Source organism: Streptomyces sp. NPDC017993 (assembly GCF_044328065.1).
GTDB lineage: Bacteria > Actinomycetota > Actinomycetes > Streptomycetales > Streptomycetaceae > Streptomyces.
On the sequence record NZ_JBIRGO010000005.1, the window covers coordinates 176472 to 202202 of the forward strand.

Sequence of the window (25731 nt, forward strand, 5' to 3'; positions counted from 1 at the left end):
GGGTCGGGGCGTCACGTCACGAACACGATTCCGGCGTCGGTGCCGGCAGGGGTGTACTCGGCGAGCCTGGCCCGCAGGCTGTCCTCGCGCTGCGGCTGGTAGAGGTCGTGCCAGGCGCCCATCTCGGCGCCGTCCTCCGCGCCGCGCCGGATCTCCTCGGCGCAGCCGGCCGCCAACTGCGCGTATTCCGGCGTCCCGTAGCGCTCGCTGCGCAGCAGTGGCCGCACCCGGGCCGCGTCCGCCGGGCCCGTCAGGTCGGGCCGGCAGCGGTAGCGGCGCGGGGTACGCGACCCCGGCGGGACGTAGGAGAACCGGATACAGCCGATGCCTCGCCGGGCGACATGCATCCGCCCGGTGAAGATGCTGTTCTCGGCGAGCTGCACGGCGTGGGTGTGCACCTCGCCGATGACGGTGGAGCGGTGGACGTGCAGCACGGCGTGCGCGTGGCGGCAGTCCGGCGCGGACAGCGCCTCGCGGTCGTGGCCGGTGGCGTCCAGGATGCTGTCGCGCAGGTGGATCGGCAGCGGATCGGTGCTCACCTCCTCGCCGATCACCTCGATGGTGCCGAGGATGCAGCGGTCGATCTCGACGCAGGCGGTGGTCCGGTCCAGGACCAGGCTCGGCTCCTCAGGGGAGGCGGGGTCGCACTCCGGCTCCAGTGACCAGCCCGGTACCAGGGTGCAGTGCCGCAGCACCAGAGAGCCCATCGGCCCGGTGACATTGAGGCCGCGGCCGGCGACCAGCAGGCCGTCCAGCACGATCCGGGGCCGCTCACCGGGAGCGCAATCCTCCTCCCGGGCACGGATGTTGAGCGCGTCGGGCCGGTTGCTGTACCAGTCGAGGAGCCGGATGACGGGCCGGGTGCCTTCGGCGGCGCGCAGCTCCAGCCGGTCGCCCGGGTCCAGGTCGAAGTCCAGCTGTTCCTGGTAGGCGCCGCTGTGGGTGATCTCGATGAGACCGTCGGGGCCGCACCGCCCGGCCCGGCGGTCGTGCTGCCACGCGCCGTACGCGTCCATGATCCGCTGGTAGGTCTGGCCGGGCCCGACGCGGTAGACGGCCGTGTCCGGCGGCGGCGCGTGACGTTCGCGCTCCGCACGGTCCTCGCGCAGGTACTCGCCGCCGCCGAGGTCGTCCGCGAACGCGTAGTGGTAGTCCACCCACACGCCCTGCCGCGGGGCGGACCGCGAGCCGAAGGCCAGCCGGCCCAGCTCCGGGTCGACGGCGACCTGGCCGCTCTTGGGCCGGTAGCGCCAGTCGCTGAGATCGGCGACGACGACGTCGGACAGCGGGATCGGGGTGTCGTGGCCGTCTCGCCGGATGGTGAAGCTCTTGCCGGGGCCGTAGTAGTCCGCGAGCCGGTCGTGCAGCTGGCGGCGGCGGATCGCGGCCGGCACGTTGTCGATGGCCGCGATGTGCGAAGCGGACGGCTCCGGCTCCGGCCGGGTCACCAGCGGGGTGTCGTTGCCCAGGATCGAGAAGGTGTAGAGGTTGCGGGCCCGGTCGATGCAGTACGCGGGCGCGTGCGTCACCGCGTACGGCTTCAGCCGCCAGACGAAGAGGCCGACCCCGGCAGGGGTATAACCCCCTTGCTTTCGGCGGGAGTTGACGTTGCGCACATCGACCGACCGGGCGATGGTCCCGAACGGTCCGCCCGCCAGGTCAAGGGCCGCGCCGTCCCGTACGTCCACCAGGCGCCCGCGCCCGCGTCGCCGCTCGTTGCCGGCCTCGGTGCCCGAGCCGTACAGCTTCACCGGCTGCTGGTGTGCCACCAGCCGCGAGAACTCCACCGCCCGGGCCGGCCACCCGGCGACGCCCTCCGACAGCTCCTCCAGCAGCGCGAGGGTGCCCTTGCGCCGGCGGTTGCCGACGGTGGCCGCCACGTCGCGGCGCGGCGCCAGCGCCTCGGCGAGCCGTCGCCGCGAGGAGTCCGGCAGCCCGCCGTCCCGCAGCCCGGTCGCCAGCACCCGCTCGTAGCCGGGCAGCGGCCGGTAGCCCACCAGGTCGCCGAGGTAGGGCAGCACCCACTCGGCGGCGCTCTCCACGAACCAGTCGTCGTACTGCTGGGCGACGCCGTCGCGCACCAGGTCGACCTGCTCGGCGATCACCGCAAGCAGTGCCCGCAGGGGCTCCCCGGCTTCCGCGTCGCGCAGCCGGTGCCACTGCGGAAGCAGCTCCGCGAGCCCGTCCGGCTCCCTGGTCGTACTCATGCCACTCCCTCGCTTCGCTCGGCCTCGCGTGCGCGAGGCGTGCACTTCCCGATGATCCGCTCATCTCGTTCGCTCATCGGGCTACCTCCGTGAGGATCAGCGTGTCCGCGACCTGCGGTGAGAACAGGGCCAGTTGGGCAGGGCGGATGCCGCGGAAGACGCAGACCGCGCGGCCCTTCTCCAGCGGACGGGTGTCGGTGATGTCAGGGTTCAGACGCAGGAGTTCGGACAGCGCGATGCCGTAGCGCGCGGCGACGGCGGACAGGGTCTCCCGGTCGTCCTCGGTCGCCACATGGACCTGCTCGTCGTAGGTGGCGAGCCGGGACGGCACCGAGGCGGGGGGCGGTTCGGTGAACCGGTCCGCGAGTCCGGCCAGTTCGCCGGGCGTGACGGAGGCCGGGACGCCGGTGAAGACGTCGACGTCCACGTGGTCGACGCCGGGCACCGCCTGCGCGGTGGCGAGCACCTCGGAAAGCCGCGCCGGCTGACCCAACTCACGTCCCGCATAACCGAGTTCCGTCAGCAGGGCCCGTCGGACCCGTGGTTCGACCAGCGGCCAGGCGTGGTCCGCCGCCACCTTGATCTTCGCCATGAGGAGCAGCAGCACCGGCTCACGTACGTCCACCCGGACCGGCAGCCGGGCGTCGCCGTACTCGGCGAGAGAGGAGCGCAGCGCCCGCAGCACCTCGGCGTCCTCGCCGAGCGGACTGTCCTCCACCCCGGCCACGGTCAGATGCAGGACCTTGCGCCGCCCGTCGTACAGTTCGCGGGCCGAGGCCCGGCCGATGCCTGCCCGGGAGCGCGCGAAGTCCTCGTAGTCGCGCAGCGAGACCAGCCGGTCCAGCGCGGAGACCGCGAGCGGGACGGTGCGCCGCGTCAGGCCGGGGCCGTCGGCGTCCGCGCCGCCGGTCGCCGGCTGCGGGTTGGTGACGCCGGTGACACCCAGCGGCCGGGTGATGGCCTGGGTGATGCGGTGCGCCTTGACGTTGGCGGCCTGCCCGGTGCCGAAGCGGTAGCGGGCCCGGACGTTCTCGTGTCCGGTGGGCAGCCGGGCGCCGTGCTTGCCGTCGCCGAAGGTCACCGTGGCACGGCTTCCCCCGCTCTCGGCTCCGCTCGACCGGGAGGTGCCCCCAGCGGCGGCGCCGAGCACGTACACCCGCTCGCGCGGGCCGCGCCCCGCCAGGCTGTCGACCGGGTGCCACAGCAGCCCGTCGACCCGGATCTCCAGCTCGGGTGTGGCGCCCAGGGGGTTGTCCGCGGGCAGCCAGGTCAGCGGGGACTGCCACAGCGCGAACGTCTGGTTCGCGCGGTTCGCGTCGCCGCTGCCCAGCGGTTCGTCCCGGAACTCACCGTGCGTGGCGGCCACGACGTTGCCCTGGATGCGGACGGTGTCGCGGCGGTAGCGGTAGGCGAGGTCGGCGGTGAGGGTGAGCGTCGTATGGACGTGATCGCCCGGCAGGTCGGGATCGAGGCGCTGCTCGACGGCGGCGATCACCGCCAGCTCGGTGCCCCGAACCCCCGCCGAGCCCGGGATGTCGGTGCGCTCGCCCGAGACGATGAGGTGCCGGCCGGGCAGCAACCCGTCGTGGAGCAAGCCCAGTTCGAGCTCATTGCCGTGCACGTCCTCGCCCAGCGGCTCGTCGGCCATCCGCAGCGGCTGCCCGCCCGCGTGCACGGTGGTGTCGCGGATCGCCGAGAGCGTCACGTCGTGCTCGTCCAGCCAGGGGTCGGCCAGGGTCAGTTCGGTGCCCCGGCCGGTGATGCCGTAGTTGGTGTACGCGGCGGTGCGCACGGCCTTGACGCGGGTCGTGACGAACGCCAGCTTCTTGTCGCCGGGGATGCCGTCCGGGCCCTCCGCGCCCTTGCGGGGACGCTGGATCGCGACCCAGCTGCCGACCGTGACGCCGTCCTGGACCGACTCCAGCGGCAGCACGTAGCGGTTGGCGGGCGCCGGGACCGTCGCGATGCCGATCTCGACGGCGGCCGGTTCGCTGCCCGGGGCGCGGCGCACGGTCACCTCGTACTCGCCGTGCCGGATCTGCTGCCTGTCGCCCGGGGCGAGGTGCCACTCCTTCGTCTCCCCGTTGTGGATCGCGACCTGGATCTTTCCCTCGTCGTCCGGCCGGGACACGAACAGGGTGCGCTCGGGCAGGCCCGAGAGCAGCCGGGCGGTGATCCCGGCCTCCTGCGAATCGGACGGGCGGCGGCCCAGCCAGCTCAGGTCGTGGTCCTGGGCCACCCGGGTGGACAGCTCCACCCGCCCCGGGCCGAAGTCGAAGGCGGTGTCGGACGGCAGGTTCTCGGTGCGCTGCACCGAACTGCCCGTCTCGGTGTGCTGGAACTCCGCCTTCACCGGCACCCGGCCGGCCGTGTCGAACAGGATCCGCACGCTGGTCAGGATGCCCCCGGTCAGCGGCCAGTCGGACTGCCGGATGACGCGTCCCTTGTCGTCCTGAACGGGCTTGAGCGGAGCGGTCGACCCGAAGGGGGCGGACGTCACCCGCATCGCCAGCAGCGCGCGCAGCGCGGCGGGCACCTCGGGCGCGGCCTGCCGCCACGCCGCGTACATCCCGTCGGCCAGCCGCGGATCCAGCGCGGACAGCAGCCGCGCGGTCAGGTCGGAGCCGGGCGCGAACAGCCGGCCCGGGTCGCGCGAGACGGCCCGCGCGCCGGACGGCGGACGGACCACGCTGGTGCGCAGCGCGGGCAGCACGGCACCGAGCGCCCGCAGCGCGGCGGACGGCTCGGGCGCCGACCCCGCGGCCTTCGGCTTGCCCGGTACGCTCCGCGCCGGCTCCAAGTCTCCCGCCCGCTCGCGGAGTTCGGCGACCACGGCGGCCAGCTGCTCGAACCAGGCCGCCACCTCCTCGTACGCCTCGGCCAGCACCTGCGCCTCGGCCAGCCGCTCATGCGGAGCGGCGAGCCGCTCGGCGAAGGCCGCGGGCGTCTTGATGCCGTCCAGGTCCTTGCGGAGGGGTGCCAGCACCTGCGCGTCGAAGGTGGCGATCAGCTTGCTGACCGGCCGCGGGTTCGGGGTCTGCGGGGTGGGCGGTCCGGGCTCGTCCGGGTCGTCGGGGTCCCCGCCGTCCTCCGGCTCGGTGATCCACTGCCGCAGCTCGTCCACCAGCTCCTTCAGGGTGGGCGGCGCGGACTGCGGCAGCCCGATCGCGGTGAGGTCCTCCTCCCGGTCCGTGCGGACCTTCGCGACGGGCAGCAGCAGCTGCTTGTTCCCGAAGTCGAAGAGCAGCTGGTCACCGGTCTGCAGTGAGGTGGAGGTACCGGAGACGTACAGCTCCGCGCGCTTGGCCAGATCCTCGGCCGTGATCAGGGCCGGGCGGCGCCTGCGCACCTTCAGCTCGTTCCACGCCCAGCGGGCGGTGAGATCCTCGCTGGTCTCGAAGGTCTGCGACTCCTCGCCGGTGGCGGCGGGCACGCTGTGGCTCCGCGCGCCCCGCGGGATGACCACCGGCAGGTCCTCGGCGCGCGGGTCCTTGTCGAGGGTGTACGCGAGATGGGTGTCGGCGGCGACGCCCGGCCGCGGCCGGTGGCCCACCAGCCGCCCGAGCAGGGCCAGCGAGCGGTGCTCGTTGGCGGTCCGCAGATAGCCCTCATCCGCGATCCGCTCGGAGTGGAACGTCAGGACGTCACCCAGGACCGCCCAGGCGTCGAGCAGTCCGATCGCCGGGTCGTCCGGGGTCCGTACGGTCAGGCCGCGCAGCGCCGGGTAGGCGGGCGAGGCGAGCCGGTCGAGCATCCCGGCCAGGAACGAGCCGTAGTCGCCGACGCGGTGGTCCAGGGCCGAGCGGCCCGGCGGGTTGTAGAGGGCGTCGGGGGCGCGGCGCTCATCGCTCGTGCCGCCCCCGCAGCCGCATCCGCATGTCGCACTCATCGGGCACCCCCGAGCTCGATGACCAGCCGGCCGTTCTCGGGCCGCTCCGGGTCGTTGTCGCACACGGCGATCTCCAGCGGGCCGAGCCGCAGCACACCGTCCTCCAGCGCTCTGTTGTCGATGTCGTCCATGTGCACCTGAGAGAAGAGCCGTTCCAGCCGGACCACCCGTACGCTCTGCACGCCCGGGACCGCCGCGGCCACCGCCACCAGGCGGGAAAGCCGCACCGGCTCGCCGAACGTCAGCGCGTCCGGGTGGAAGAAGCCGAGCCGGCCCCCGGACAGTCGCCGGCTGCTCAGTACCCGCGTCAACTCCGCCAGGATCTGGCCGTGTTGGTGCCCCGGCGCGGCGCATACCTCGATCTCGATGTCCAGCGGCACCGTGCGGGCCGGCTCGACCACCAGGCCGTGTCCGATCCGCCGGTAGCTCTCCAGCGCGTACGCGACGGAGTCCAGCAGCTGCGGAGTCGGCTCGCCGGACCCTGCCGCGTCGACGGCGACATGCGCCTCCTGGACGCTGCCGGTCCAGCGGATCTCCGCCGCGGCCCGCTGCACCCCGGGCAGCGCCGAGGCCAGCTCCGCGTAGTCCGCGGCGGTCACCGCGCGCAGCCGGGTCCGCTTGAGGTCCAGCGGAGCGAGCTGGCGGACCTGCTCGATCGGCTCGGGCTCGGCGCCGCCGGTCGCGGGCAGCGGGTTGCGTACGCCCGCCACCGGCATCGGGGCGCCGGCGTCCGACAGCCGTGGAGCACGGCTGAGCACCAGGTGGTTGATCGCCTCGGCGCCGACGTTGCCCGCCGTGCCGCCACCCAGCCGGTAGTGCAGCGTCAGGCGGCTGCCGGGCACCGGACGGGCGCCGTAGCGGCCGTCACCGAAGCGCAGCGCGATCCGGCCGTCGTCCTCCAGCTCACCCACGAAGTGCCGGTCCCGGGGGCCGCTGCCGAGCAGGTCGCGGCGCGGGACCCAGGTGTCTTCCCCGTCCTGCAGACGTACGGCAGGGAGCGCGACCCGTGGATCGGGCAACAGGGCGGACGCCGGGCCGTGCAGCACCGGCTCGTCCGGATGCAGCCCCACCGCGTACGCGGGGCCCCAGGTGTGCGCGATCTCCCAGGCGATCCGGCCGTCCAGCACCGCACCCGCGTGGGCCCGCGCGCTCAGCACGTCCAGGCGGCGCAGCTTCGCGCGCAGCAGCCTGTCGCCGCGGTGCAGCAGCTCACGCAACGCCCGCACGGGGTGGTGGCGCAGCTCCAGCCGCTCCAGGACCTTGAGGCCGAAGACGACCGTCAGCTCGGCGATCTCCTCATCCGACAGCCCGTCGTGGTCGCGGGCGCTGCGCCACAGCTCCACCAGCCGCGCCCGCACCCGGTCCCGGATGCCGGCCAGCCGCGTCGCCTGCCCGGCCGCGACCTGCGCGGGCTGCGGGAAGGGAACCGTCTGGGCGACGGGGGAGCGGTGCAGGACGGGGCGGAAGCGCGGCCCGATGCCCGGGTAAACGGACTGCGCGAGCAGCGTGCGCAACGCCTCGGCCTGCGCGTAAGCAGTCCCCGGTACCACCTTCTCGCGCCGCTGCCCGGCCAGTTCCAGGCCGAGCCCGGCCCGTACGGTCTCCTCCTCGCCGACGATCGTGAACAGCTCACGGATGTCGTCAGCGGTCAGCGACTGATGGCACGTGGTCTTCTCCAGCAGCGCGTTGATGGTCCGCGCGGTGGCGTTGCCGCCGTCCTTGACGTCTCCGCAGCCGAAGGCGGGCGGCTCGCAGGAGCCGGTCACGGCCGGTACCGGCGGCACGGTCACCGTCTCCGGAACGCCCTCCGGGCACTCCCCGAAGGTCAGCGACCGCCCGTGGTCGACGAGCGCCACATTGCCGCGCGCGACGCTCACGTCGTCCACCGGCCGGCAGTCGCTGCCGCCCCGCGTGGACAGGCACAGCGCGAAGGTCAGCCCGTCCTCCGGCGCCCAGGTCACCTCCAGCACCGGCTGGTTGTCGAGCTGGTCGACGGCAGGGGTGACAGAGGTCAGCCGGACGGCCTGGCGGTGGCTCGGGTCCTGGTCGCCGGGCGTACCCGTACGCGGCCCCTTCACCTCCTCGAACAACAGCAGGTCACCGGGGGAGAGCCGCAAGGAACGGGACTCGCACGCCTCGTCGGTCCACTCGTCGCGCAGCGTCGCCGATGTCGCGCCCTTCGGCAGCGCGCACACCTCGTCGCCCCAGGTCCACAGCCGGATGACGTTGTGCTCGGGGCGCAGGCAGAGGGGCGCCTCCGACACCGGCTCGAAGACCTCGACGGACCCGCGCTCGTCCAGCACGGCCAGATCCCGGTCGTCGATGACGGTCCCGACCTCGGGCCGGTCGTGCGGCCCGTACGTACGGACGTCGACGGCGGCGAAGCGGAACTCGCCCGGCAGCAGGTCCAGTTCCTCGGTGGCCTCGACCGCGACGAAGGCCCGCGCGCTGCACCCGTCATGCATCGGATAGTCGATGAGCCGAACATGACGGCGCACCGAGACCCGGCGCCGCGCGGTGTCGAGGTACGCCTCCGTCGCCACGGCGTCCTGCTGGTAACTGATCTGGTCGGCCGTGTACGCCAGCAGCTCGACCAGCGTCATGCCCAGGTCGGCGGGGTTGCGCTCGACCCAGTCCGGCGTCGTCAGCCGCAGCCGGTCCAAGGCCAGCTGCCGCAGTGTGTCGTAGTCGCGCGCGGTGTAGTCGATCACCGGGGCGGGCCTGAAGGTGTCCGGGCAGTCGGCGCCCGTCTCGTCGACGCAGTCGAAGGGGCTCGGACAATCGGCCCGGAAACGGAACTCCGCACCGAAATACCGCTGGTCGAAGCCCTCGTACGGCTCGGTGCCCGGCCGCCCGTACGGATCGGTGGCGACCAGGGAGAGACGGTAGGTGGAGGTATCACCGGTCCGGTCGAGGACCACATGCAGCCGGTCGTCCAGCTCGGGATCCTCCTCCCGCTCGACGCTGACCTCCACCGCCTCCAGGCCGGTGATCCGCCGCCCGCCGTCGATCCGTACGTTCTCCGGGCACAGCCCGTGCGGCGCCTTCCCCAGGAACGTGACGGTCAGCGTCACCCCGTCGTCGGCGACCTCGACCGCGTCGATGCCGTTCAGCCGCGCGGCCCTGATACGCCCCCGCCGCTGATCGGTCCGGCACACCAGCTCACCGCTGATGAGCTGCTGCTCACTCATATTTCGCCCCGCCCCTCGAACACTTCGTCGCGCCGGCTCGCGGTGGAGCGCACCACATAGCGCAGATACACCCGTACGACGTTCTCCTCGCTCACCACGTCCAGCGACTCGACCTCGATGAGATCCCCCAGCCAGCGCTGCAACGACGCCTGAACGGACAACTCCACGGCCGACGCCAGCTCCGGACTGTTCGGCGTGAAGACGAGATCCAGCAGCCCGCAGCCGAAGTCCGGCCGCATGACCCGCTCACCAGGACTGGTGAACAGCAACTGCTCGATCAGATCCCGCACATGGTCGTCGTGATCGGCATGCGCGGTACGCCCCCGCCGGTCGACCCGGAACGGGAACGCCACTTCGGTACGTATTTTCTTCGCAGCCCTCATCGGCTGGACACCCCCTGATGGACGGGCGCCACGACCGGCGGGCCCTGCGGCACCAGCCCGGCGCTGAAACACATCGCCGCCGAGGTGTCGAGCAGTACCGGCACCCCGTCGATTCGTACGGCGTCCTCGCCCGCGGCCGGCGTCCAGCGGATGCTGGTGCACGGCTGTGGCCGGCCGCCGACGGAGTGTGGGCAGCCACTGACCGTGAAGAGGTCGGCGGCGGTGGCCAAGGGCACACCGTCGACGCGTACGCTCCTGCCGGCGGCCGCGGTGGACACCGCGCGGCCGCCGTGCGGGCAGCTGATCACGGCACCGCCGTGGACGAGATTCCCGGTCAACACGTTTCTCGCTCCCCCGTCTTCGCTATCGCTTCTTGGGCACGGTCAACCGGCCCTCATTGATGTCGACCTGGTCGCCCTGGAGCAGGATCGACGCTCCCAGGCCGTTGTTGATCTGAACGCCCGCCGCGTTGATCCGTACATACGCACCGCCCGGTGCCTGGAGGAGAATCCCCTCCTCCGGCACATCGGACAGCACGATCTTGTGATGCCCCTGCGTCTCGATGACCACCGGCTCGGCCCCGGCCCGCGCCCCGGCCTGCGCGTCCACCGGCAACTCGGCTTCGGACCCGTACCAACACCCCGTCCATACCGGGAAACTCGGATCTCCCTGCTCGAACTCGATCCACACGCCCGCGCCCTCGCTCGGCATCACGTACTGACCCGCCTGCGCGCCCGTGAACGGGAAGCAGGGCATGGCCCAGGTGGACGCGTCGTCGCCGAGCACGTCGGGCACATAGGCGGTGATCCGGCCGATTCGCATCGGATCGTTGTTGCTCGCCACCCGGCCCCGGAACTTGCCGAGGAAGCGATTGTTCGATGCTGGCGCCATACGAGCTGCTCCTGGTCGTGTGCTGCGCGTCTGTGCTGCACGTCGGGTACTGCGCGGTGCGGAGGAGAGATGCGGCCGTTACGGCCGTTACGGCCGGACGGTGCCACTGCGGGCGATCAGTCCTTCCCGCGACAGCGTGAAGTTCTGCTGGTAGGACCCCGGCCGGAGATTGTGCGTCACGCTCTTCACGTAGTAATCGCCGTCGTACGTGACCCCCGCGCCCCGCACCCCGACCAACTCCCTTGGTCGCAGCACATATCCGTGCCGGTTCACGTCCAACTGCCCCGACCCACTGATCGCATCGGCACTGGTGGCGGCGCGCCCCAAAGCCTCCGCCTTCGCCAGCGCCTCATCCTTCTTCGCGGTCCCCGAGAGCGTCCTCCGCTTCAGCGCCGGCGACGCACGCCGGCCGAGCGGCGGCCTGAGCGGGCTGATATCGGGCTGCGCGAGGAGCGGCGCCTGCCGCGTCACGGGATCCTGCACCCGAGCCTGCGGCTCTTCCCTTGCCGTCCCGTCATAAGCGAAAGTCAGCTGATCAACGGTCGAATTCACATCCATATTCACGTTCAAGGCATGCTGTCGCTGCCCGAGCCGCTGCTCCGGCCCCCAGAACGCGGTGGACCGCCCGGGCACGGGCCCGGGGTCGAGGTAGAACGTGTAACCGTTGGCCCGCGCCAGGTCATTCACGTACTGCAGATCGGTCCCCGTCTGGTAGTCGACCCGCAACTGCTCCCGCGGCGGCTGCGGCACCTGCTCCCGAATGATCCGGGCCTCGATCCCGTAATCCGCGTACTTCGACAGAACCCTCTCCACACGCTGCGAAGGCGCGAGATTCGGATACCGGTCGGTCCGCTCCTCAAGGTCCATGAGCAGCGTCAGATCCTCACCCGTGACCGTCAGCGTGGTCTGCCCGGGCTGATTACTGGCCCCCACCTCCTGCCGCACGATCAGCCCGTCCAGCAGCACCACAGGCGTCCCCTTCACGGCGACGGTGAGGATGACCCGCGTCTTGGGGTCGAAGAACCCCTCGGGCAGCAGCCGCTGAATAATCGCCCCCTTCTTGGTCAGGTCAAAGGCCAGCTGGAACCCGCTCCGCTCACCCGCAGTACTGGTGATCTGGGCGGACAGCAGCGCCTCCGTCACCTCCTGCGGCACCAGGCGCGCCAACTTGGGCCCCATGTACAGCGACACGTGAATGGGCCCGCCGCCCACGGGCAGGTCATCAGCCATTCCGCACCCCCGGCCCGCCCATGCCACCGGGGAACCCACCGGGCAACGGCACGGCTATCTCTTCGCCCGGCTCATCGGTCAACTCCCTCGGCCCGAGCACCGGGTAGGCGTCCGCGATCCGCCACCACTGCCCCGAATCCCCGAAATACCGCTGCCCGAGATGATCGGCCCGCTCCCCGTCGCTGACGATGTGCGGCACGGTCTCGTCCTCATCGTGCTCCAGTGGCGGCAGCAACCTCCGCTTGGCGTACTTCACCTCACTGCCGTCCGCGGCCCGATGCACCCCGATCTCCACATCGTGATACCGACTGCTCCGCGGATACGGATGCGCCCCCGGCACATCGTCCAACGCACTCTCATACGGCTCGATCACTCTCAGATCCCTCCCCCGAGCCCAAGCTGCGCCAGGCTCCCGCCCCGCGCCCGCCGAGCCAACTGCTCCTTCTGCGCGAGATGCGCGAGATACAACTCGGCACCGCGATGCCCGGCCGGCAGATCGCTCACGGTCAACACCTTCATCCCGATACTGAGCGAGGCCCTGATCGGGTTGAGATTGACGTCGAAGGCCGACTCGTTGACGGAGAGTTCGGTCAGCCGGACTGGCATGACCCGCTTGCTGCCCCAGGTGAAGAGCGTCAACGGCATCTCGATGGGGCTGATCTCAATAGTCCCCTTCTTGCTGAGCTTGGACGCAGCCCTCAACTGCGCGGTGGTCGGCTGCACAAGCATCTCGAGCACGGCGAGTTGGGGATGAATCCCGTCGGGCGCGGCGACGTCGAGCTGGTCTGTGGCGTCGATCTCGGCGGTGAACTTCCACGACTCCTGCGCCGGCCCCTTCAGCCGCAGCGCCTCGTTACGGTCGCCACCACTCCCGCCTCCGCCACCACCGCCTTCTCCTCCGGCGGCTTGAGGCGCTACTGAACGCTCAAGAGTGTCCGGGTTGAACTGCAGCACGATGATGCGCTGGGGGGTGCCGCGCTCGGGGTCGACTATGACGAGGCCGGAGCGGATGGGTTTGGGGATGTCGGCGTAGGTGGTCACAGCGGTTTCCTCCGCACTTCGCCACAAGGGTCCATGAATAGTTATCAGCCATCAAAATCGGAAAGCGAAATCTCTTCGATCGGCGTTCCTTCGGAGAGTCGTTCAAGGATGTTATCGATGGCATCTCGGATGATGTACTGATCTCCACTCTCCATACTGATTACTGGCTCTTCGCGTGAAGCGTGGATCACATTTAGTCGGTAGAAGCCTGGTCCTTCTAGGGGGGTGTACCAGCCCAGATCTAGGATGAGTGGGTCTGGCTCGGTGCGCCAATACTCTCCGGCGAACTCGGTTGACATCAGGGATAGCAGGTCTTCGGTGAGATATGCCTGTCGATCCTCTCGGGAAAGTCCCTCAAAGGCCGGGAGTTCCATGAATTTGTTAAAAGCAGTAGTCCATCCGGAGGGAATCCTTAGGGGCATAAGTCGCGTCATGTCAGTCCATCTCCAGACGAGGGTGTGAGTGGATGGAAGGCGTCTTGTTCTGCAGGTCGGTCATCTCTGCGCGCAGTACGTAGGCAGGCTGCCCGTTGGCCCAGCCTATCTGTCGACCAAAGCGCTTCCAGCCATATATCGTTCCGGATTTTTTCACACGTTTGCCTGTCAGAAGTGCCTCGCGTTCGATTTGCTTCACCTCTCCCTCGGTGATGGATGCCGTGAACTGTCCGGCCCCTCCATTTTCGCTGGCCTTCTTCCGCTTGTCTTCGGTATTTCCCTTCCAGTGCTTAGCGCCACTATAGAGGCGCGGGGGAACATGCCTAGAATTGTTGACCTTGGTGCGGAAGTCGTCCTCGTCCTCCTTCTTCTTCTCTGCTTCCTTCTCTTCTTTTTCCTTCTTCGGGTCTATCTCGGATCGCTTGTGTCCTGATGCGTCGTATGCATCGAGCAAGTCATCCAGATGCTTGCGTTCATCTTCACGCAGCTCTGCCAGGTCATCATCCCTGTCCGCGTCCGCGGTATTCTTGGCCTGCTCCATTATCTGTTCCAGGAGGGACTTCTTCGCGACGTCCGGGTCGCCTTCGCGATCCATCCGCTCCAGCGCGGCCCTCGTCCTGCGGTGCACCTCCTCCGGGTCGGTCCTACTCTGGTCAGCGCTCGGGTCTTCCTTCGGTGCCTTCGGGCTGTAAGCGACCTTCTTCGGGGAAATCTCACCCTCGGGCCCCTTTGCTTCCGGGTTCAGCTTTCCGAGAACCTTGAAGTGTGGTGAACCGTTTGACACCAAGCTGGTGAGGCGGTACCAAGCCTTCATTCCCGCGAGGGACGCCCGAAATGCCGCGCGGGGAATCCCCTTCTTGAGCGGTGGAGTAAGGAGGCGCGTTACACGGGACATCGAGTCGTCGACGCGCTTCTTCTTGGACTCCGGCGAATCCTCTCTCTTTTTCTGCTCCTCGTTTCGGTGCTTCTTCTGGTTGTACTTCCTCTTCTTATTGTCACGCAAATGGTCGCGCTTCTTCTTGAAGAAGTCGCGTGTCTTCTTAGCCGTGTTCTTGAGGGCCTTGCCGACCTTGGACTTGCGCAGCTTCTTGCCGAGGGCCTTCCCGGCGTTGCGGACCTTCTTGAGGGCGGACTTGACCTTGCCCTTGATCTTCTTCAGGGCTTGACCCAAGGGGGACTTGGGCTTGCGCGGCTTGGCGCGCTTGGGGGCGTCGGTCTCCTTCTTCTTGGACGGCTTGTCGGGCTTCTTGTCCTTCTTGGAGTCCGAGTTGTCCTTGTCGGATTTCTTGTCCGCGCCGTCCTTTTCGGGAGTCCTGTCCTTCTTGCTGTCCGCGCCGTCCCTGTCCGGCTTCTGGTTTGGGCCGTCCTTGTCCGGGGTCTTGTCCTGCGGCTTGTTCGGGGTTTCCTTGTCGTGAGGCTTGTTGGGGGACGTCGCCTCGTCCCTCGCCTTCTTTGTGTCCGCCTCGTCGTCGTGCTTCTTCTTCGCCGGGTCCGGGGTCTTGCTGGTCGGGCGGCCGGTGGGGTGGGTCTTTGGCTGGTGTTTGGGGGCGCCGCCGCCGGGTTTGCGGTCTGTGGAGGCGCCGGGGCGGTCCGGGACTCGGGGGCCCTTCGGCTTGGTGGGGCGGGCCGGCTTGCGTAGGGCCTGGGCGGCCTTGCGGGCGGCGCCCTTTGCGGCGTTGACGGCCTTGCCAGCTGCCTTGCGGGCGCCCTTGCCGGTCTTCTTCAAGCCCGCAGTGATCTTCTGGGCCATGGCCTTGAGGCGTTTGCCCACGCCCTTGGTGGCCCGACCCAGGCGCTGGAGGAGGAAGTTGGTGATGAAGTCCAGGAGGGCCACGACGCCGGCGGCGACCGCTTCGGCGAAGAGGCAGGCGGCGGGGCCGGCCTTTACCGCCTTGAGGTAGGCGAAGAACTTGGAGAAGGCGGTGAGGATGGAGCTGATGCTGTCCCAAGCCGCCATCAAGCCCTGGACGATCGTGAGGATCGCGCCCGCCGCCGGGATGATCATCGAGACGACCTTCTCGATGACCAGGGAGGCGATCATCATGGGCAGGGAGGCGACGATCGCGTCCCAGGCCATCTTGCCGATCTGCTTCAAGGACATGCAGCCCTTGACCAGGACGTTGATGACCGCCTTGCCCAGGCCGAGGATCCCCTCGACCTTCGTGTCGAACCACTGCTTGACGGCCGACTTGATGGCGCCCCAGAGATGTTCCTGGATGCCGGTCTTGGCGGCGCTGCCGGCCTTCTTCAGCCAGCCGCCCGGGTCCGGGGCGATGTCGGCGACCAGGGCCGCGAACTTGCCGAGGGCCTCGATGGCGGCCTCGGCGAACTTGATCGCGGCGGTGATGACGGCCTGGTAGGCCTTGATGACAGCCTTGACGCCCGCTTCGAGGACGTCGAGGAGCTTGTTGAGGCCGGCGGCGAGGGCGTCGAGGAGGGTGTTGACGGCCTTCTTGAGGCCGTCGGCCAGCTTGTTGACGGTGTTGATCGCGGCGTCGCGGAGGCCCTCGATGGCCTTGCGGAACTTGTCGCGGAGTTCCGGGAAGGCGGCGAGCAGGACATCGCCGATGGCGATGAGCGCGTCAGCCAGGACGTTGATGGCCTTGATGGCGAAGTCGCGTACCGCGTCGATCGCCTTGTTGGCGAACTCCTTGAACTTGTCGATGACGCTGTTGATGGCGTTGCGCGCCGCGTCGAAGATCGCCGTTACGGCGTCCAGCAGGCCCTTGAAGAAGTCACCGACCGCGTCGAGGATCTTGCCGAAGAGGCTGTCGGACTCGCCCTTCTTCTCTTCCTTCTTCTTCTCGGCGTCCTTCTCTGCCTGCTCCGCCTTGGTGTCGATGTCCTTGTTGTCGTCGTTCTTGCGGCCCTCGACTTCCTTGTCCTTGCCGTCCCGCTCCTTGGTTATCTTCTTGTTGCCGTCCTTGTGCTCCTTCTCCGTGTCCTTGTCGGACTTCTCGATCTTCTTGTCCTGCTCGTCACGCCAGCTCTGGCGCTCCTTGCCGGCCTTCTCGGCCGCCCGGCCGCGCTCCGCCGTCTGCTGCTCGGAGTTGCGCGCGACCTCGTTGTCGATCTCCTGCTGCTTTTCCTGCTTCGACTTCTGCTCGCCCTGCTGGTGTTCCTTCTCCTTGGCGGACATGTCGGTCTGCGACTGAGCCGCCCCGCTCTTGAGCTCGCCGCCACGCTCCTGTTTGGCGACGACGCCGACGTGCTGCTTGGCACCACCGCCTGCCGACTGGCGGCCACCGCCGCCGCCCGCGCGCCCGGACGCCTTGCCGGTCAACTGCTCCTTGGGAGCGTTGGGGAAGATCTTGTCCTCGCCCATCGGCTTGGACGCGTCCGCCCGGCCGGTGTTCTGGATCTTGCCCTGCTTGTCCTTGAGCTTCTCCGCCTGCTTGTCCGTGCGCTTCGGGTCGCTCGCGCCCTCCAGCTTGATCTTGGGGGCAGGGCCGACCGTCTTGTTACGGAGTTCGGGGTCGGTCGTCGGCACCTTGTCCGCCGCGGCCTCGACGCTCTTCGCGTCGTCGGCCGTGAGCTTGCCGTCCTTCGTCGGGGGCAGATACGGCTGCTTAACGTTGTCGGTGGGCTTGGCGCCCTTCGCCTTCTCGCTGCCCTTGGCCCGCTGCTTCTCGCCCTGGTCCTCCGGCCCGACCTTCTCCAGCTTCCCGCTGACCGCCGTCTCCGGTGCCTCGGCCTCCGGAGGCGAGGACTGGGTCTGCGGCGCACCCGAAGGCCGCTCGCGCTTGGGCGGGTTGGCCTGCAGGCGCTTCTGCTCCTGGTTGACCTTCTTGTCGGCTGCCGCGTCCACACCGGGCATGGCGGCCTGCGCCTGGTCGGGCGAGAGCTTGCTGACGGTACTGAGTGCGGCCTTCGGGTCCTGACCCGAGACGTCCGGCGGTTCTTCCTTCTTCTCCTCGGGAGCCTGTTCACCCCCACCCCCGCCGCAGGAGCCGCCCTTCTCCTCCTGCTCAGGCGCGGGAGCGGGCGGCGCACAGCCACCGCCGTCCTTCTCCAGCGACGCGTCGGGCTGCGCCTTGGCACCCTCGGGCGCGGGGGCGCCCATCTTCCCCGGGTTCTCCGCCTGTTCGCCCACCGGGCTGACGGCGGCCTGCGCGACGGACGGCGCCCCACCCGGTCCGGCCGCGGCCTTCGGCTGGGCGGCCGGCTCGTTCGCGCCGACCGTGCCGCTGGGCGCCGCTCCCGGCCCGGCCTCCTTCGGCACGGAGCTCTTCGGCGCCGGCGCCTCGTTCTCGCTCCGTACCGGCCCCACCGCGCGCCGGGCAGCGGGGGAGGGGTGCCGGTCCTCCGCGGACGTACGTTCGGTATGCGCACCGGCAGGCGGCGCCAAGGACGCGGCCGCCGGGCCTGACCCGGGTCCGGCCGCGCCGGAGCCCGGAGCGCCGGACGGCTTGTCCGCCGCCGCGCCCTCTGGCTGCCCCTTGGCCTCCTGCTTCTCTTCCCGCTCGTCCTGGTCCTTCTTGTCCTGCTGTTCGTCCTGGGCCTCCTTGGCGTCCGGCGCCCCTTCGCCGTCGCCCGAGTCCTCGTCCCGCTCCGCGTCCTTGTCGGCCGCGTCCTGCCGGACCGCCTTTGCCCCGTCCTCGTCCTGGTCCTGCTGCTGTTCGGGGTCCTTCTTCCCCTCGGCCTCCTGCTCCGGGTCCCGGTGCTCCTCTGCGTCCGGATCGGGGCCGACCTCCTGCTCCACCGGCTTCTCCGGCTGCAGGTCCTTCTCGCTCCGGTCGGGAGCCTCGGACGCCGGACCGTGCTCGGGCTGCGGTGCCTCGCCTTCTACCGGCCCGCGCTCCTCGCCCGGGGCCTTGGTCTCGGCCTCCGGCGCGTCCTCGTCCTCCTCCTCGTCGGCCTCGTTCTCCCGTTCCTTCTGGATCTTCTCTGCCTTGGTGGGCGGAGGAGCGGGGAAGCTCGGCATGCCAGGGGTGGGCGCGCCGGGCTGCAGCGTGTCGGCGGTCGGTACGGAGGACAGGTCCGGGTCAGCGTCGGGTACGAAGTCCTCGGGCTTCAGCTCCGCCTCGCCCATGCCCGAGCCGCCGCCGCGCTTCTCCTCCTGGCCGCCGTCGACCTCCTTCTCCGCGCCTGCCTCCAGCCCGAGCGGCTGCTCCTCCTCGCGCGGCTCGCCCTCGTCCTCGTCCTTCTCGTGCAGCCCGTGCTCCGAGAGCGCGCTGTCACGCTGGTCGGCCCGCTCGTCGACCTTCTCGGGGCGCACGGCCCCGTCCTGTTCTTTCTTCTTCTTGTCGAGCTCTTCCTGCTTGGCGCCGTCAGCAGGCTTCTTCTCGTCGTCCTTGCGCTTGCGCTTGTCGGCACCGGGCCGGTTGGCCTGTTCCGGGTCCTGTTCCTCGCGCTCCCGCTGCTCCTTGCGCTCTTCCTTGGTGCGCTCGGAACCTTCCTGGCCCTCCTGGCCCTTCTCCGCGTCGGCCTGCTCGGCCTTCTCGCGCTCCTCGCCCTGCTTCTCTTCTTCCTGCTGTTGTTCCTTCTTGGAATCCGCGAGCTCCTCGGCGCGCTCGTCCTCCTGCGCCTTGCGCTCGCCGGCTTCCTTCTCCTCCACCGAGGTGTCCTGCTGCGCGCGGGTCCGCTCCTGCTCGCGTTCGCCGTCCCGACCCTTGGCTTCCTTCTTCTCTTCCTTGGTGTCCTCGTCCCGCGCGGCCGCGGACTTCTTCTCGCCCTCCGTACGGGCGGCCTTCGTCCGTCGCTCGTCCTCGACCAGGTCGATGGCGTCCGGTACCGGCTCGGGAACGTTCAACGGCTGCAGCCCGAGCGGTGCGGCCTCCGCCTGCTCGCTCAGGCCCAGCAGCCGCTCGTACTCCGGTGAGAGCAGCCGGACCTCCAGCCGGTCCAGCACCGAGTCCTGCAGCTCGGGCGCCATACGGGCCAGTTCCATACGGACGCGGCCCGACAGGTCCTCCGGGTCCCCTCGCAGCGACCGGACGATGCCGTTTGTCAGGCGGTCGACCAAGGTGGCCGGGTCGATCTGTTCCAGCCGCATCCGGTCCGCGTTGACCGTCGCGTACCGCAGCCAGCCAGGAGTCGCCTGGCCCTCCTCGATTTCCTCCGCCGCCGGTTCCTCCGCACGTACCGAATCCCGCAGCGCTCCCAGCACGGACTCCTGCGCCGCCGACTCCGCCTCCCGCTCGATGGATTCCTGGGGGAGGGATACGGACCCCAGGTCGCGGCCGGCCCGCAAGGCGCCCAGCCCGTGCGGATTCTGGACCGTGTGCAGCAGCTCGTGCGCCAGCAGCCGCTGGCCGTCGGCCGTTCCCGGCCGGTAGGTCCCCTCGCGGAAGAAGATGTCCTGGCCGACGGCGAAGGCGTCGGCGCCCATCATGTCCGCGAGTTGTCCGGAGTCGCGGTCGGTGTGCAGGCGGACCTGGCTGAAGTCGTGGCCGAGCTGTTCTTCGAGGTCGCGGCGGACGCTCAGGTCGAGGGGCTGTCCGGCGCCGCTGACGATGTCCTTGGGTTCAGGGGTGCGGGACTTGGCGTTTCGTTCCCTGCGCTTGCGGCGCTTTTCGGCGGCGGTGGACTGGCTGTTGTCCTGGGTGGAGGAGTGGGACGTGCTCATCGGGGCTCACCTCGTCCCATGAGGCCGGCGTGGACCGAGCGGGCCAGGGCCTCGCCCAGGCGCGCGGGTGAGGTCGTACGCGGCAGGGGCGGCAGGCCCGCGAGCCCGTCGAGGGACACCGGGGAACCGTCGGCCGCCAGGGGCACACCGCGTTCGTGGACGAGGCGGGCCAGTTCGCGTTCGAAGGAGGCCGATACGCGGGCCGGATCGACGCCTGCGTCGAAGCCGTCCAGGACCAGTTCGCCGATGTCGATGCGGAAGGTGCGCGGGGGCTCGGCGGCTGCTGCCGGGCGGGGCATGATGCCGCCGTCCGGCCCGTCGGGGCGGGCGTTCCCGCGGTGCTCGTTCAGACCCATCCGTGGACCTCCGACGGCGTCAAGGAGCGTTCCAGCTTCAGGTATTCGGTGCGTGCGGCCGCCAGCATGTGGCGCATCTGGAGGCGGTCGCCCTCCTCGGCGGCGAGGAAGGCGCCGGAGAGGGCGATGTTGCGGATCGAGCCGCCGGCGACGGTGAGTTGGGCGAGCAGGGCCGGGTCGATGCCCTTCGTGGGGGCCTGGCTCGGGAGTACCCGGCTCCAGATTTCCGCGCGTTCCTTCTCGCCGGGGAAGGGGAAGTCGACGACGAAGCGGATGCGGCGCATGAAGGCGGAGTCGAGCGCCTTCTTCATGTTGGTGGTGAGGATCGCCAGGCCCCGGTACGCCTCCATACGCATCAGGAGGTAACTGACCTCCAGGTTCGCGTAACGGTCGTGGCTGTCCTTGACCTCGCTGCGCTTGCCGAAGAGGGCGTCCGCCTCGTCGAAGAGCAGCAGGGCGCCGCCGCGTTCCGCCGCGTCGAAGACGCGACTCAGGTTCTTCTCCGTCTCGCCGATGTATTTGCTGACGACCTGGGAGAGATCGATGATGAAGAGGTCGAGGCCGAGTTCCTTGGCCATGACTTCGGCGGCCAGTGTCTTGCCGGTGCCCGAGCCGCCCGCGAAGAGGGCGGTGACGCCAAGGCCGCTGCGCAGCGCCTTGGCGAAACCCCAGTCCTGGTAGACGGTGCTGCGCTGCCGTACGTGCGCCACGACCTCCTGGAGGATCTTCAACTGCCGCTCGGCCAGGACGAGATCCTTCCAGCCGGCCCGCGGCTCGATGCGCCGCCCCAGCTCGTCCAGGCCCATCCGCGCCTCGGTGAGACCGGCCTGCCAGGCCAGCTCCCCGGCGTCCGCGGCATCCGTACCGGGCAGATCGCGGCGGACCGTCGCGGCGGCCGCCCGTACGACGTGGGGCGGCAGCTGGAACTGCGCCACCAGGGATTGCAGGTGGCGATCCGTCACCGCGGGTACGCCGGCGAAGGCGTCGGACCACATGCCCAGCTGCTCCTCGGTGTCCAGCTTCGGCACGGTCACCCGCTCGCCGCGCGGCTGTCCGGTCTGCCGTGGGTCCGGGCTGGAGACCACGAGGGGTACGGCCGCGCCCGCGATGAACGCGTCGGCCGCGGCGTGCTGGTCCCGGTCCATCTCGCCGACCTCGATCAGGAGCGCGGCGGGCAGCAGGATCGCCTCGCGCTGCCAGAGGCGGGCGAGGCGGTCGCGTTCGCCGGCGTCGGTCGGTACGTCGTCGGCGGCCATGGAGTACAGGCCAAGGCCCGAACGGCGGGCCGCGGTGGCGGCGATGTCCGCGCGCGTGCGCAGATCGCCGCCGACCAGCTCCACGCGCAGCGGCGCGTCCGGCCCGGTGCCCGCCCAGCCCGCCGCGACCCGTGCCGCGGCCCGGTCGTGCGAGGGCGGCAGGCTCCCGGGGGCGGCGGTGCGGCGCAGCAGTCCGTGCAACTTGGCGTCCAGATACGGGGAGCCGACCAGGAAGTGCAGGATCCGCTCGTCGAGGCGGAGCCGGCTGGTGGTCAGCCGGGTCTCGTCGTCCAGCTCGATCAGACGCCAGCGGCGCAGCGGTGCGACGGGCGTCAGCGCGCTCCAGTGCGGTGCGTCCAGGGCGGCCAGGGCGAGCGAGAAGGTGGGGTGGGTGCGGCTCGGGTCGCCGCTCGCCGCGGCGCAGCGGGCGCCGGTGGTCGGATCCAGCTCGGCCGCGGCGGCGAGCAGCACGATCTCCCGCTCGAAGGGGCTCAGACCGAAGCAGGCGGTCAGCGCGTCGAGGGTGGGGAGCGGGTCGTCGGAGGGCTCGGGAGACGGTGCGGAGGGCGCGGGTTCGGGGTCTTCGGACGGGCTGCCCGGCACGTTGGTGCGGGCACGCGCGGCGTGGGCGTCCAGCCGCACCAGGACGGAACGCAGCGCAGCGGCCAGCGCGGCGCCGTCCGCATCCCTGCCGTCGGTCTCGCCGCCGTTCGCCGCGCCGCCGTTCGCCGCGCCGCCGTTCGCCGCACCCGGCCCGTTGCCGCCGCCCATGTCCTTCTCCGCCCCCGTGCCGCGCATCGCGCCTCAGCTCTCCTTGCCGTCGTCCGTGCGTCCCGCTCCGCCGGTGGGGTCCGCCCCGTCCGTACGGCCGGTGTCCGCACCGCTCGCCTCGTCCGTGTGGTGCGTACCGCTCGTACGGGGGCGAACGCCGCCCTCCCGCTTGGACCCGCCGGCGGCCTTGGACGTGCGCGAACGGGCGGGCGAAGCCCCCGATGCGCCGCCACGGCCGCCTGCCGCGCCGCCCTCCGCCTTCTTCGCGGCACGTGCGCCGCCACCACGGGAACCACCGGACGACGCGGCCTTCGCCACCGTGGACCGCACGTTGGTGGTCGAACCGTCGTGGGTGACGGGCTTCGCGTCGGCGGAGTCGGGGTGGGCGGGCTTGGCGTCGGAGGACTTCGTGCCGGACGGCTTCGCGTCGGGCGACTTGGCGTCCGGGGAGGTGGCGTCCGGGGAGGTGGCTCCCGCCTCCTTCGTGCCGCTCGTCGCGCTCCCGGAGGTCGCGGGCTTTGACGCACCCTTCCGCGCCTCCGGAGAAGCGCTCGCGCCGGCCTCCGCCGGAGCACCCTCCGCGCCCTGCCCGGAAGCCGGCCGCTCCGGCGCCCCCGGCGCCCCGAACGGCAGCACCTTGACCTCCGGCTTGCGGACCGGCTTGGCGGGCGCCGGCTTCTGGTGGCCGTCCAGCAGCACCAGCGATGCCTGATAGACGACCGAGAGCGAGTACGGGGTGTTGTGCAGCATGCCCCAGAGCTTGGAGGTCTCGTCGACGTCCATCTGGGTGGGCGTGAAACGCACCCGCTGCAAGGACTCGGCGAGGTCGCTGCCGTCCAGATGCGGCCGCTGCGCCGCCTCCTCGATCAACTCCTTGGGCAGCACCGGTATTTCGTGCAGGGTGCGCACCACGCTGCCGATCAGCCGCTGCCCGACCAGCTCGGTCTCCTCGCCGTACGCGCTGATCACGAAGTGCAGATCCAGCGCCGCGGCGGGCCGCTTGAGCAGTGTGCCGTCCGAGGCGCGGGTGGCCAGGTCGTTGTTGCGCATCGAGGGGTTGTGCGTGACCTGGTAGAGGAAGACCGTGATCGTCGGGTCCGTCGGCGGGTCGGCCGGCGGCTTACGGGTCTCCACCGAGACGGCCATGTCGATCTCTGGGTGCAGATTGTGCTCGATCAGCAGCGCAAGGGCCTGCGTGACCGTCGCGACGGCGAGTGCGTTGCTCATGAGATCCGTCCCTGTGAAACCTGCGAAGTCGTCGTCGAACGCACCGTCGTCAAACCGCCCGTCACCCTCACCGTCCAGTCGCCCACCGTCGGTTCGCCCCTCATCGGGCCGCCCCTCGCCGGGCCGTTCCCCGTCATGTCGCTCCCCGTCACGTCGTCCTCTCCCCGCGCGCCAGATAGTCCGCGAGGCTCATCGAAGGCCCGCGGCGCTCGGCGCGCCCGGTCCGGCCGTCCGCGGCCGGCCGCTCCGGTCCGGCCGCGCTGACCTCCAGCCGGCCGATCTGTACGTGCACCACCCGCTCGGCGGCCCGCGGTCCCCGCCGCCCGGCCGCCGCCCGCGCCGCACTCCGCGCCGCCGGCACCTCGTCGGTCCGCGGCCGCAGCGTCGGCGCGGCCGCGAGAGGAGCGGCAGCCCTGCCCGGCAGGCGGGGCGCTGCCGTCGTCCGGGCGGACCCGTCCGCTTCGGACGCGCGCGCCACGTCCCGCCGCTGCGGACGGACCGCGTCGGGCGCCGACGGGCGCGGCGCGGGAGGCAGCGGGGCGGTGGGCCGCAGCAGCTCGGCCGAGGGCCGCAGGGGCTGCCCGGTACGGTCCGGCCCGTCCTCGCGCGCGCTCCTGGTGCGCAGCACGGTCTCCCTGTCAGTGGTCCTGATCTCCCGCTCGTACCGGACCCGTTCACCCTCGAAGGGGGTTGCCCGGGGGGCCTGCGGGAACAGCGGCGCCGGTTCGTCCGGCTCCGCGGGCGCGCCCCGCAGCGCCTCGACCCGCTCGAACGGACCCGGGAGGCGCGGCTGCACGAGGACGCGCCGGGACCCGTCCGGGCGGTCGCCGGGCGCCTCCGCGAACGGGTCGGCGGGCGACGGCGGTACGTGCCGCGCCAGCAGCCGGCCGAAGTAGTCGTCAGACATCCGCGCACAGCTCCAGGTAGTAGCGGCGCCGCAGCGGGCTCAGCGCCAGGATCTGGGGCTCGCTCCAGCCGTAGGCCGAGGCGAGCAGATGGACGTCGAGCATCACGTCCCTTGCCCAGGCGTCCAGTTCGGTCCACAGGTACGCGGCGATGTCCAGCTCGGCCGGGGTGGCGGCGCCGCACTCCGGACAGGCGACGTTGAGCGTGATCTCCGCCGCCGGGTCGGCCTGCTCGGCAGCTTCCGCGAACCGCTTCAGCACCGCATCCGGCAGCCGGGACAGCTCACCCTGCGCCACCGCCCGGCCGCCCCGTACCGCCGACACGGCACAGCGGGCGCCCAGCAGCCGCCGGGCGTCCTCCGCGTCGACGGCCCGGGACGCGACCGCGTCGAGGTCGGCGGGGCTCGGCAGCCGGAACTCCAGCGACCACTCGCCCTCGGACACCCGCAGACCGCCCTCGGGCAGCTGTGGCCGGGCACCGAGCCCGGCCGCGTCGAGCTCGAACTCCATCGCCTCGCCGCAGTCCGGGTCGGCACAGCCGATCGTGACCTGCATGCGCTCGCCGAACAGTGCCCGGCGCAGCGCGTACAGGTCGGCGGCCCGCTCCCCGAGGGGCACCGACAGCAGTTCGTCGGTGCCGGCCTCGGGACGGGCAGCCCGGTGCAGCAGCAGAGCCCGGCCGCTGCCCTGCTGGGCCAGCCCGGCCTCCCAGGTGGCCAGCAGATCCGCGGGCCCGGTGACCGCCATTCCTCACCTCATCCGGTGCCGTCGTGCCCGCGCAGGCGCCAACGCTGCGTACGCGGTGTGCTCCGCCGTACGAGCGGACTCACGCGGGATGCGTGAACGACGGCTCCTGCGGCTCCGGCACCTCGTAGTCCCGCTCCCAGCCCTCGCACTCCAGCTTCAGGCTCTGGATGGCGACGGCGTTGGCGTTGGCGTCCAACTCGCCCAGCACCTGGTACTCGCTCGGCCAGGCCCGGTAGATCTTGTGCGAGACGGCGACCTGCCCGGCCTCGTTGAGGACCTGGACGACGATGTCCTTGCGGAAGTCGGCCAGCGACACCTCGGAGCCGAGCCCGGCGCCGACCTGCCAGACCTTGTTGGCCCACCGGTCGAACTCCGGGTCGTGCGTGACACCGCGCTCCAGGGTGATGCCCTCGAACTCCGAGCGTCCCGGGGACTTGCGCGGTGAGCTGGGGTCGCCACCGTGCCGGTGCTTGACGACCTCGGTGGTGCGCTTCAGCGGACTGATCTTGCTGATGCCCGCGACCGTACGACCGTCCCACAGGACCAGGAACTTGAAGTTCTTGTACGGGTCGAAGCGATGGGCGTTGATCTGAAACTCAGCCATCGGATTCCTTCGGTTCCATTCCTTCGGGTTC

The 25731-nt window shown here is 70.7% G+C and carries 17 protein-coding genes; all 17 read right to left on the reverse strand.

What is annotated here, in order from left to right:
- Window positions 1-11 precede the first annotated feature (11 nt).
- Window positions 12-2207: a hypothetical protein gene (locus ACH4FH_RS10405; RefSeq protein ID WP_398555360.1), complete on the reverse strand. Its 2196-nt coding sequence runs from the start codon at window positions 2205-2207 to the stop codon at window positions 12-14.
- A 73-nt stretch (window positions 2208-2280) separates the two neighbouring features.
- Window positions 2281-6096: a putative baseplate assembly protein gene (locus tag ACH4FH_RS10410; protein WP_398555361.1), complete on the reverse strand. Its 3816-nt coding sequence runs from the start codon at window positions 6094-6096 to the stop codon at window positions 2281-2283.
- Window positions 6093-9287, reverse strand: coding sequence for a putative baseplate assembly protein (locus ACH4FH_RS10415; RefSeq protein WP_398555362.1), 3195 nt, complete (start codon window positions 9285-9287; stop codon window positions 6093-6095). The genes ACH4FH_RS10410 and ACH4FH_RS10415 overlap by 4 nt, the downstream gene beginning before the upstream one ends.
- A complete protein-coding gene (locus ACH4FH_RS10420; RefSeq protein ID WP_398555363.1) occupies window positions 9284-9670 on the reverse strand; it encodes a GPW/gp25 family protein in 387 nt (128 codons plus the stop codon). The genes ACH4FH_RS10415 and ACH4FH_RS10420 overlap by 4 nt, the downstream gene beginning before the upstream one ends.
- Window positions 9667-10011 (reverse strand): hypothetical protein, encoded by a 345-nt coding sequence (locus ACH4FH_RS10425; RefSeq protein WP_398555364.1) that lies wholly within the window; start codon window positions 10009-10011, stop codon window positions 9667-9669. The genes ACH4FH_RS10420 and ACH4FH_RS10425 overlap by 4 nt, the downstream gene beginning before the upstream one ends.
- 22 nt (window positions 10012-10033) lie before the next feature.
- Window positions 10034-10561 (reverse strand): phage baseplate assembly protein V, encoded by a 528-nt coding sequence (locus ACH4FH_RS10430; RefSeq protein ID WP_398555365.1) that lies wholly within the window; start codon window positions 10559-10561, stop codon window positions 10034-10036.
- 87 nt (window positions 10562-10648) lie between these two features.
- Window positions 10649-11791, reverse strand: coding sequence for a hypothetical protein (locus tag ACH4FH_RS10435; protein WP_398555366.1), 1143 nt, complete (start codon window positions 11789-11791; stop codon window positions 10649-10651).
- On the reverse strand, window positions 11784-12170 hold the full coding sequence (locus ACH4FH_RS10440; protein ID WP_398555639.1) for a hypothetical protein: 387 nt from the start codon (window positions 12168-12170) through the stop codon (window positions 11784-11786). The genes ACH4FH_RS10435 and ACH4FH_RS10440 overlap by 8 nt, the downstream gene beginning before the upstream one ends.
- The gene (locus ACH4FH_RS10445; RefSeq protein WP_398555367.1) at window positions 12167-12832 is read right to left on the reverse strand and encodes a hypothetical protein; all 666 of its coding nucleotides are present in this window, start codon (window positions 12830-12832) and stop codon (window positions 12167-12169) included. The genes ACH4FH_RS10440 and ACH4FH_RS10445 overlap by 4 nt, the downstream gene beginning before the upstream one ends.
- A gap of 44 nt (window positions 12833-12876) precedes the next feature.
- Entirely contained in the window at window positions 12877-13206 is a 330-nt protein-coding gene (locus ACH4FH_RS10450; protein ID WP_398555368.1) for a hypothetical protein, read from the reverse strand.
- Between the two features lie 61 nt (window positions 13207-13267).
- Window positions 13268-19834: a DUF4157 domain-containing protein gene (locus tag ACH4FH_RS10455; protein WP_398555369.1), complete on the reverse strand. Its 6567-nt coding sequence runs from the start codon at window positions 19832-19834 to the stop codon at window positions 13268-13270.
- Window positions 19831-20190 (reverse strand): hypothetical protein, encoded by a 360-nt coding sequence (locus ACH4FH_RS10460; RefSeq protein ID WP_398555370.1) that lies wholly within the window; start codon window positions 20188-20190, stop codon window positions 19831-19833. Before ACH4FH_RS10460 ends, ACH4FH_RS10455 begins: the two co-directional genes overlap by 4 nt.
- Complete coding sequence (locus ACH4FH_RS10465) at window positions 20181-22244, reverse strand: ATP-binding protein (protein WP_398555371.1); 2064 nt, start codon at window positions 22242-22244, stop codon at window positions 20181-20183. The genes ACH4FH_RS10460 and ACH4FH_RS10465 overlap by 10 nt, the downstream gene beginning before the upstream one ends.
- 6 nt (window positions 22245-22250) lie before the next feature.
- Window positions 22251-23444 (reverse strand): DUF4255 domain-containing protein, encoded by a 1194-nt coding sequence (locus ACH4FH_RS10470; protein ID WP_398555372.1) that lies wholly within the window; start codon window positions 23442-23444, stop codon window positions 22251-22253.
- 148 nt (window positions 23445-23592) lie between these two features.
- Window positions 23593-24351, reverse strand: coding sequence for a hypothetical protein (locus ACH4FH_RS10475; RefSeq protein WP_398555373.1), 759 nt, complete (start codon window positions 24349-24351; stop codon window positions 23593-23595).
- Window positions 24344-25096, reverse strand: coding sequence for a hypothetical protein (locus tag ACH4FH_RS10480; RefSeq protein ID WP_398555374.1), 753 nt, complete (start codon window positions 25094-25096; stop codon window positions 24344-24346). Before ACH4FH_RS10480 ends, ACH4FH_RS10475 begins: the two co-directional genes overlap by 8 nt.
- Before the next feature lie 79 nt (window positions 25097-25175).
- Window positions 25176-25700 carry a phage tail protein gene (locus tag ACH4FH_RS10485; RefSeq protein WP_398555375.1) on the reverse strand — a complete coding sequence of 175 codons (525 nt, stop codon included), beginning with the start codon at window positions 25698-25700 and terminating at the stop codon, window positions 25176-25178.
- Window positions 25701-25731 lie beyond the last annotated feature (31 nt).

What these genes read in the sequence shown, in the direction of transcription:
- ACH4FH_RS10405 (WP_398555360.1), bottom strand. Translation starts at nt 2,207, where the DNA reads ATGAGTACGACCAGGGAGCCGGACGGGCTCGCGGAGCTGCTTCCGCAG.
- ACH4FH_RS10410 (WP_398555361.1), bottom strand. Translation starts at nt 6,096, where the DNA reads ATGAGTGCGACATGCGGATGCGGCTGCGGGGGCGGCACGAGCGATGAG.
- ACH4FH_RS10415 (WP_398555362.1), bottom strand. Translation starts at nt 9,287, where the DNA reads ATGAGTGAGCAGCAGCTCATCAGCGGTGAGCTGGTGTGCCGGACCGAT.
- ACH4FH_RS10420 (WP_398555363.1), bottom strand. Translation starts at nt 9,670, where the DNA reads ATGAGGGCTGCGAAGAAAATACGTACCGAAGTGGCGTTCCCGTTCCGG.
- ACH4FH_RS10430 (WP_398555365.1), bottom strand. Translation starts at nt 10,561, where the DNA reads ATGGCGCCAGCATCGAACAATCGCTTCCTCGGCAAGTTCCGGGGCCGG.
- ACH4FH_RS10435 (WP_398555366.1), bottom strand. Translation starts at nt 11,791, where the DNA reads ATGGCTGATGACCTGCCCGTGGGCGGCGGGCCCATTCACGTGTCGCTG.
- ACH4FH_RS10450 (WP_398555368.1), bottom strand. Translation starts at nt 13,206, where the DNA reads ATGGAACTCCCGGCCTTTGAGGGACTTTCCCGAGAGGATCGACAGGCA.
- ACH4FH_RS10455 (WP_398555369.1), bottom strand. Translation starts at nt 19,834, where the DNA reads ATGAGCACGTCCCACTCCTCCACCCAGGACAACAGCCAGTCCACCGCC.
- ACH4FH_RS10460 (WP_398555370.1), bottom strand. Translation starts at nt 20,190, where the DNA reads ATGGGTCTGAACGAGCACCGCGGGAACGCCCGCCCCGACGGGCCGGAC.
- ACH4FH_RS10465 (WP_398555371.1), bottom strand. Translation starts at nt 22,244, where the DNA reads ATGCGCGGCACGGGGGCGGAGAAGGACATGGGCGGCGGCAACGGGCCG.
- ACH4FH_RS10470 (WP_398555372.1), bottom strand. Translation starts at nt 23,444, where the DNA reads ATGAGCAACGCACTCGCCGTCGCGACGGTCACGCAGGCCCTTGCGCTG.
- ACH4FH_RS10475 (WP_398555373.1), bottom strand. Translation starts at nt 24,351, where the DNA reads ATGTCTGACGACTACTTCGGCCGGCTGCTGGCGCGGCACGTACCGCCG.
- ACH4FH_RS10480 (WP_398555374.1), bottom strand. Translation starts at nt 25,096, where the DNA reads ATGGCGGTCACCGGGCCCGCGGATCTGCTGGCCACCTGGGAGGCCGGG.
- ACH4FH_RS10485 (WP_398555375.1), bottom strand. Translation starts at nt 25,700, where the DNA reads ATGGCTGAGTTTCAGATCAACGCCCATCGCTTCGACCCGTACAAGAAC.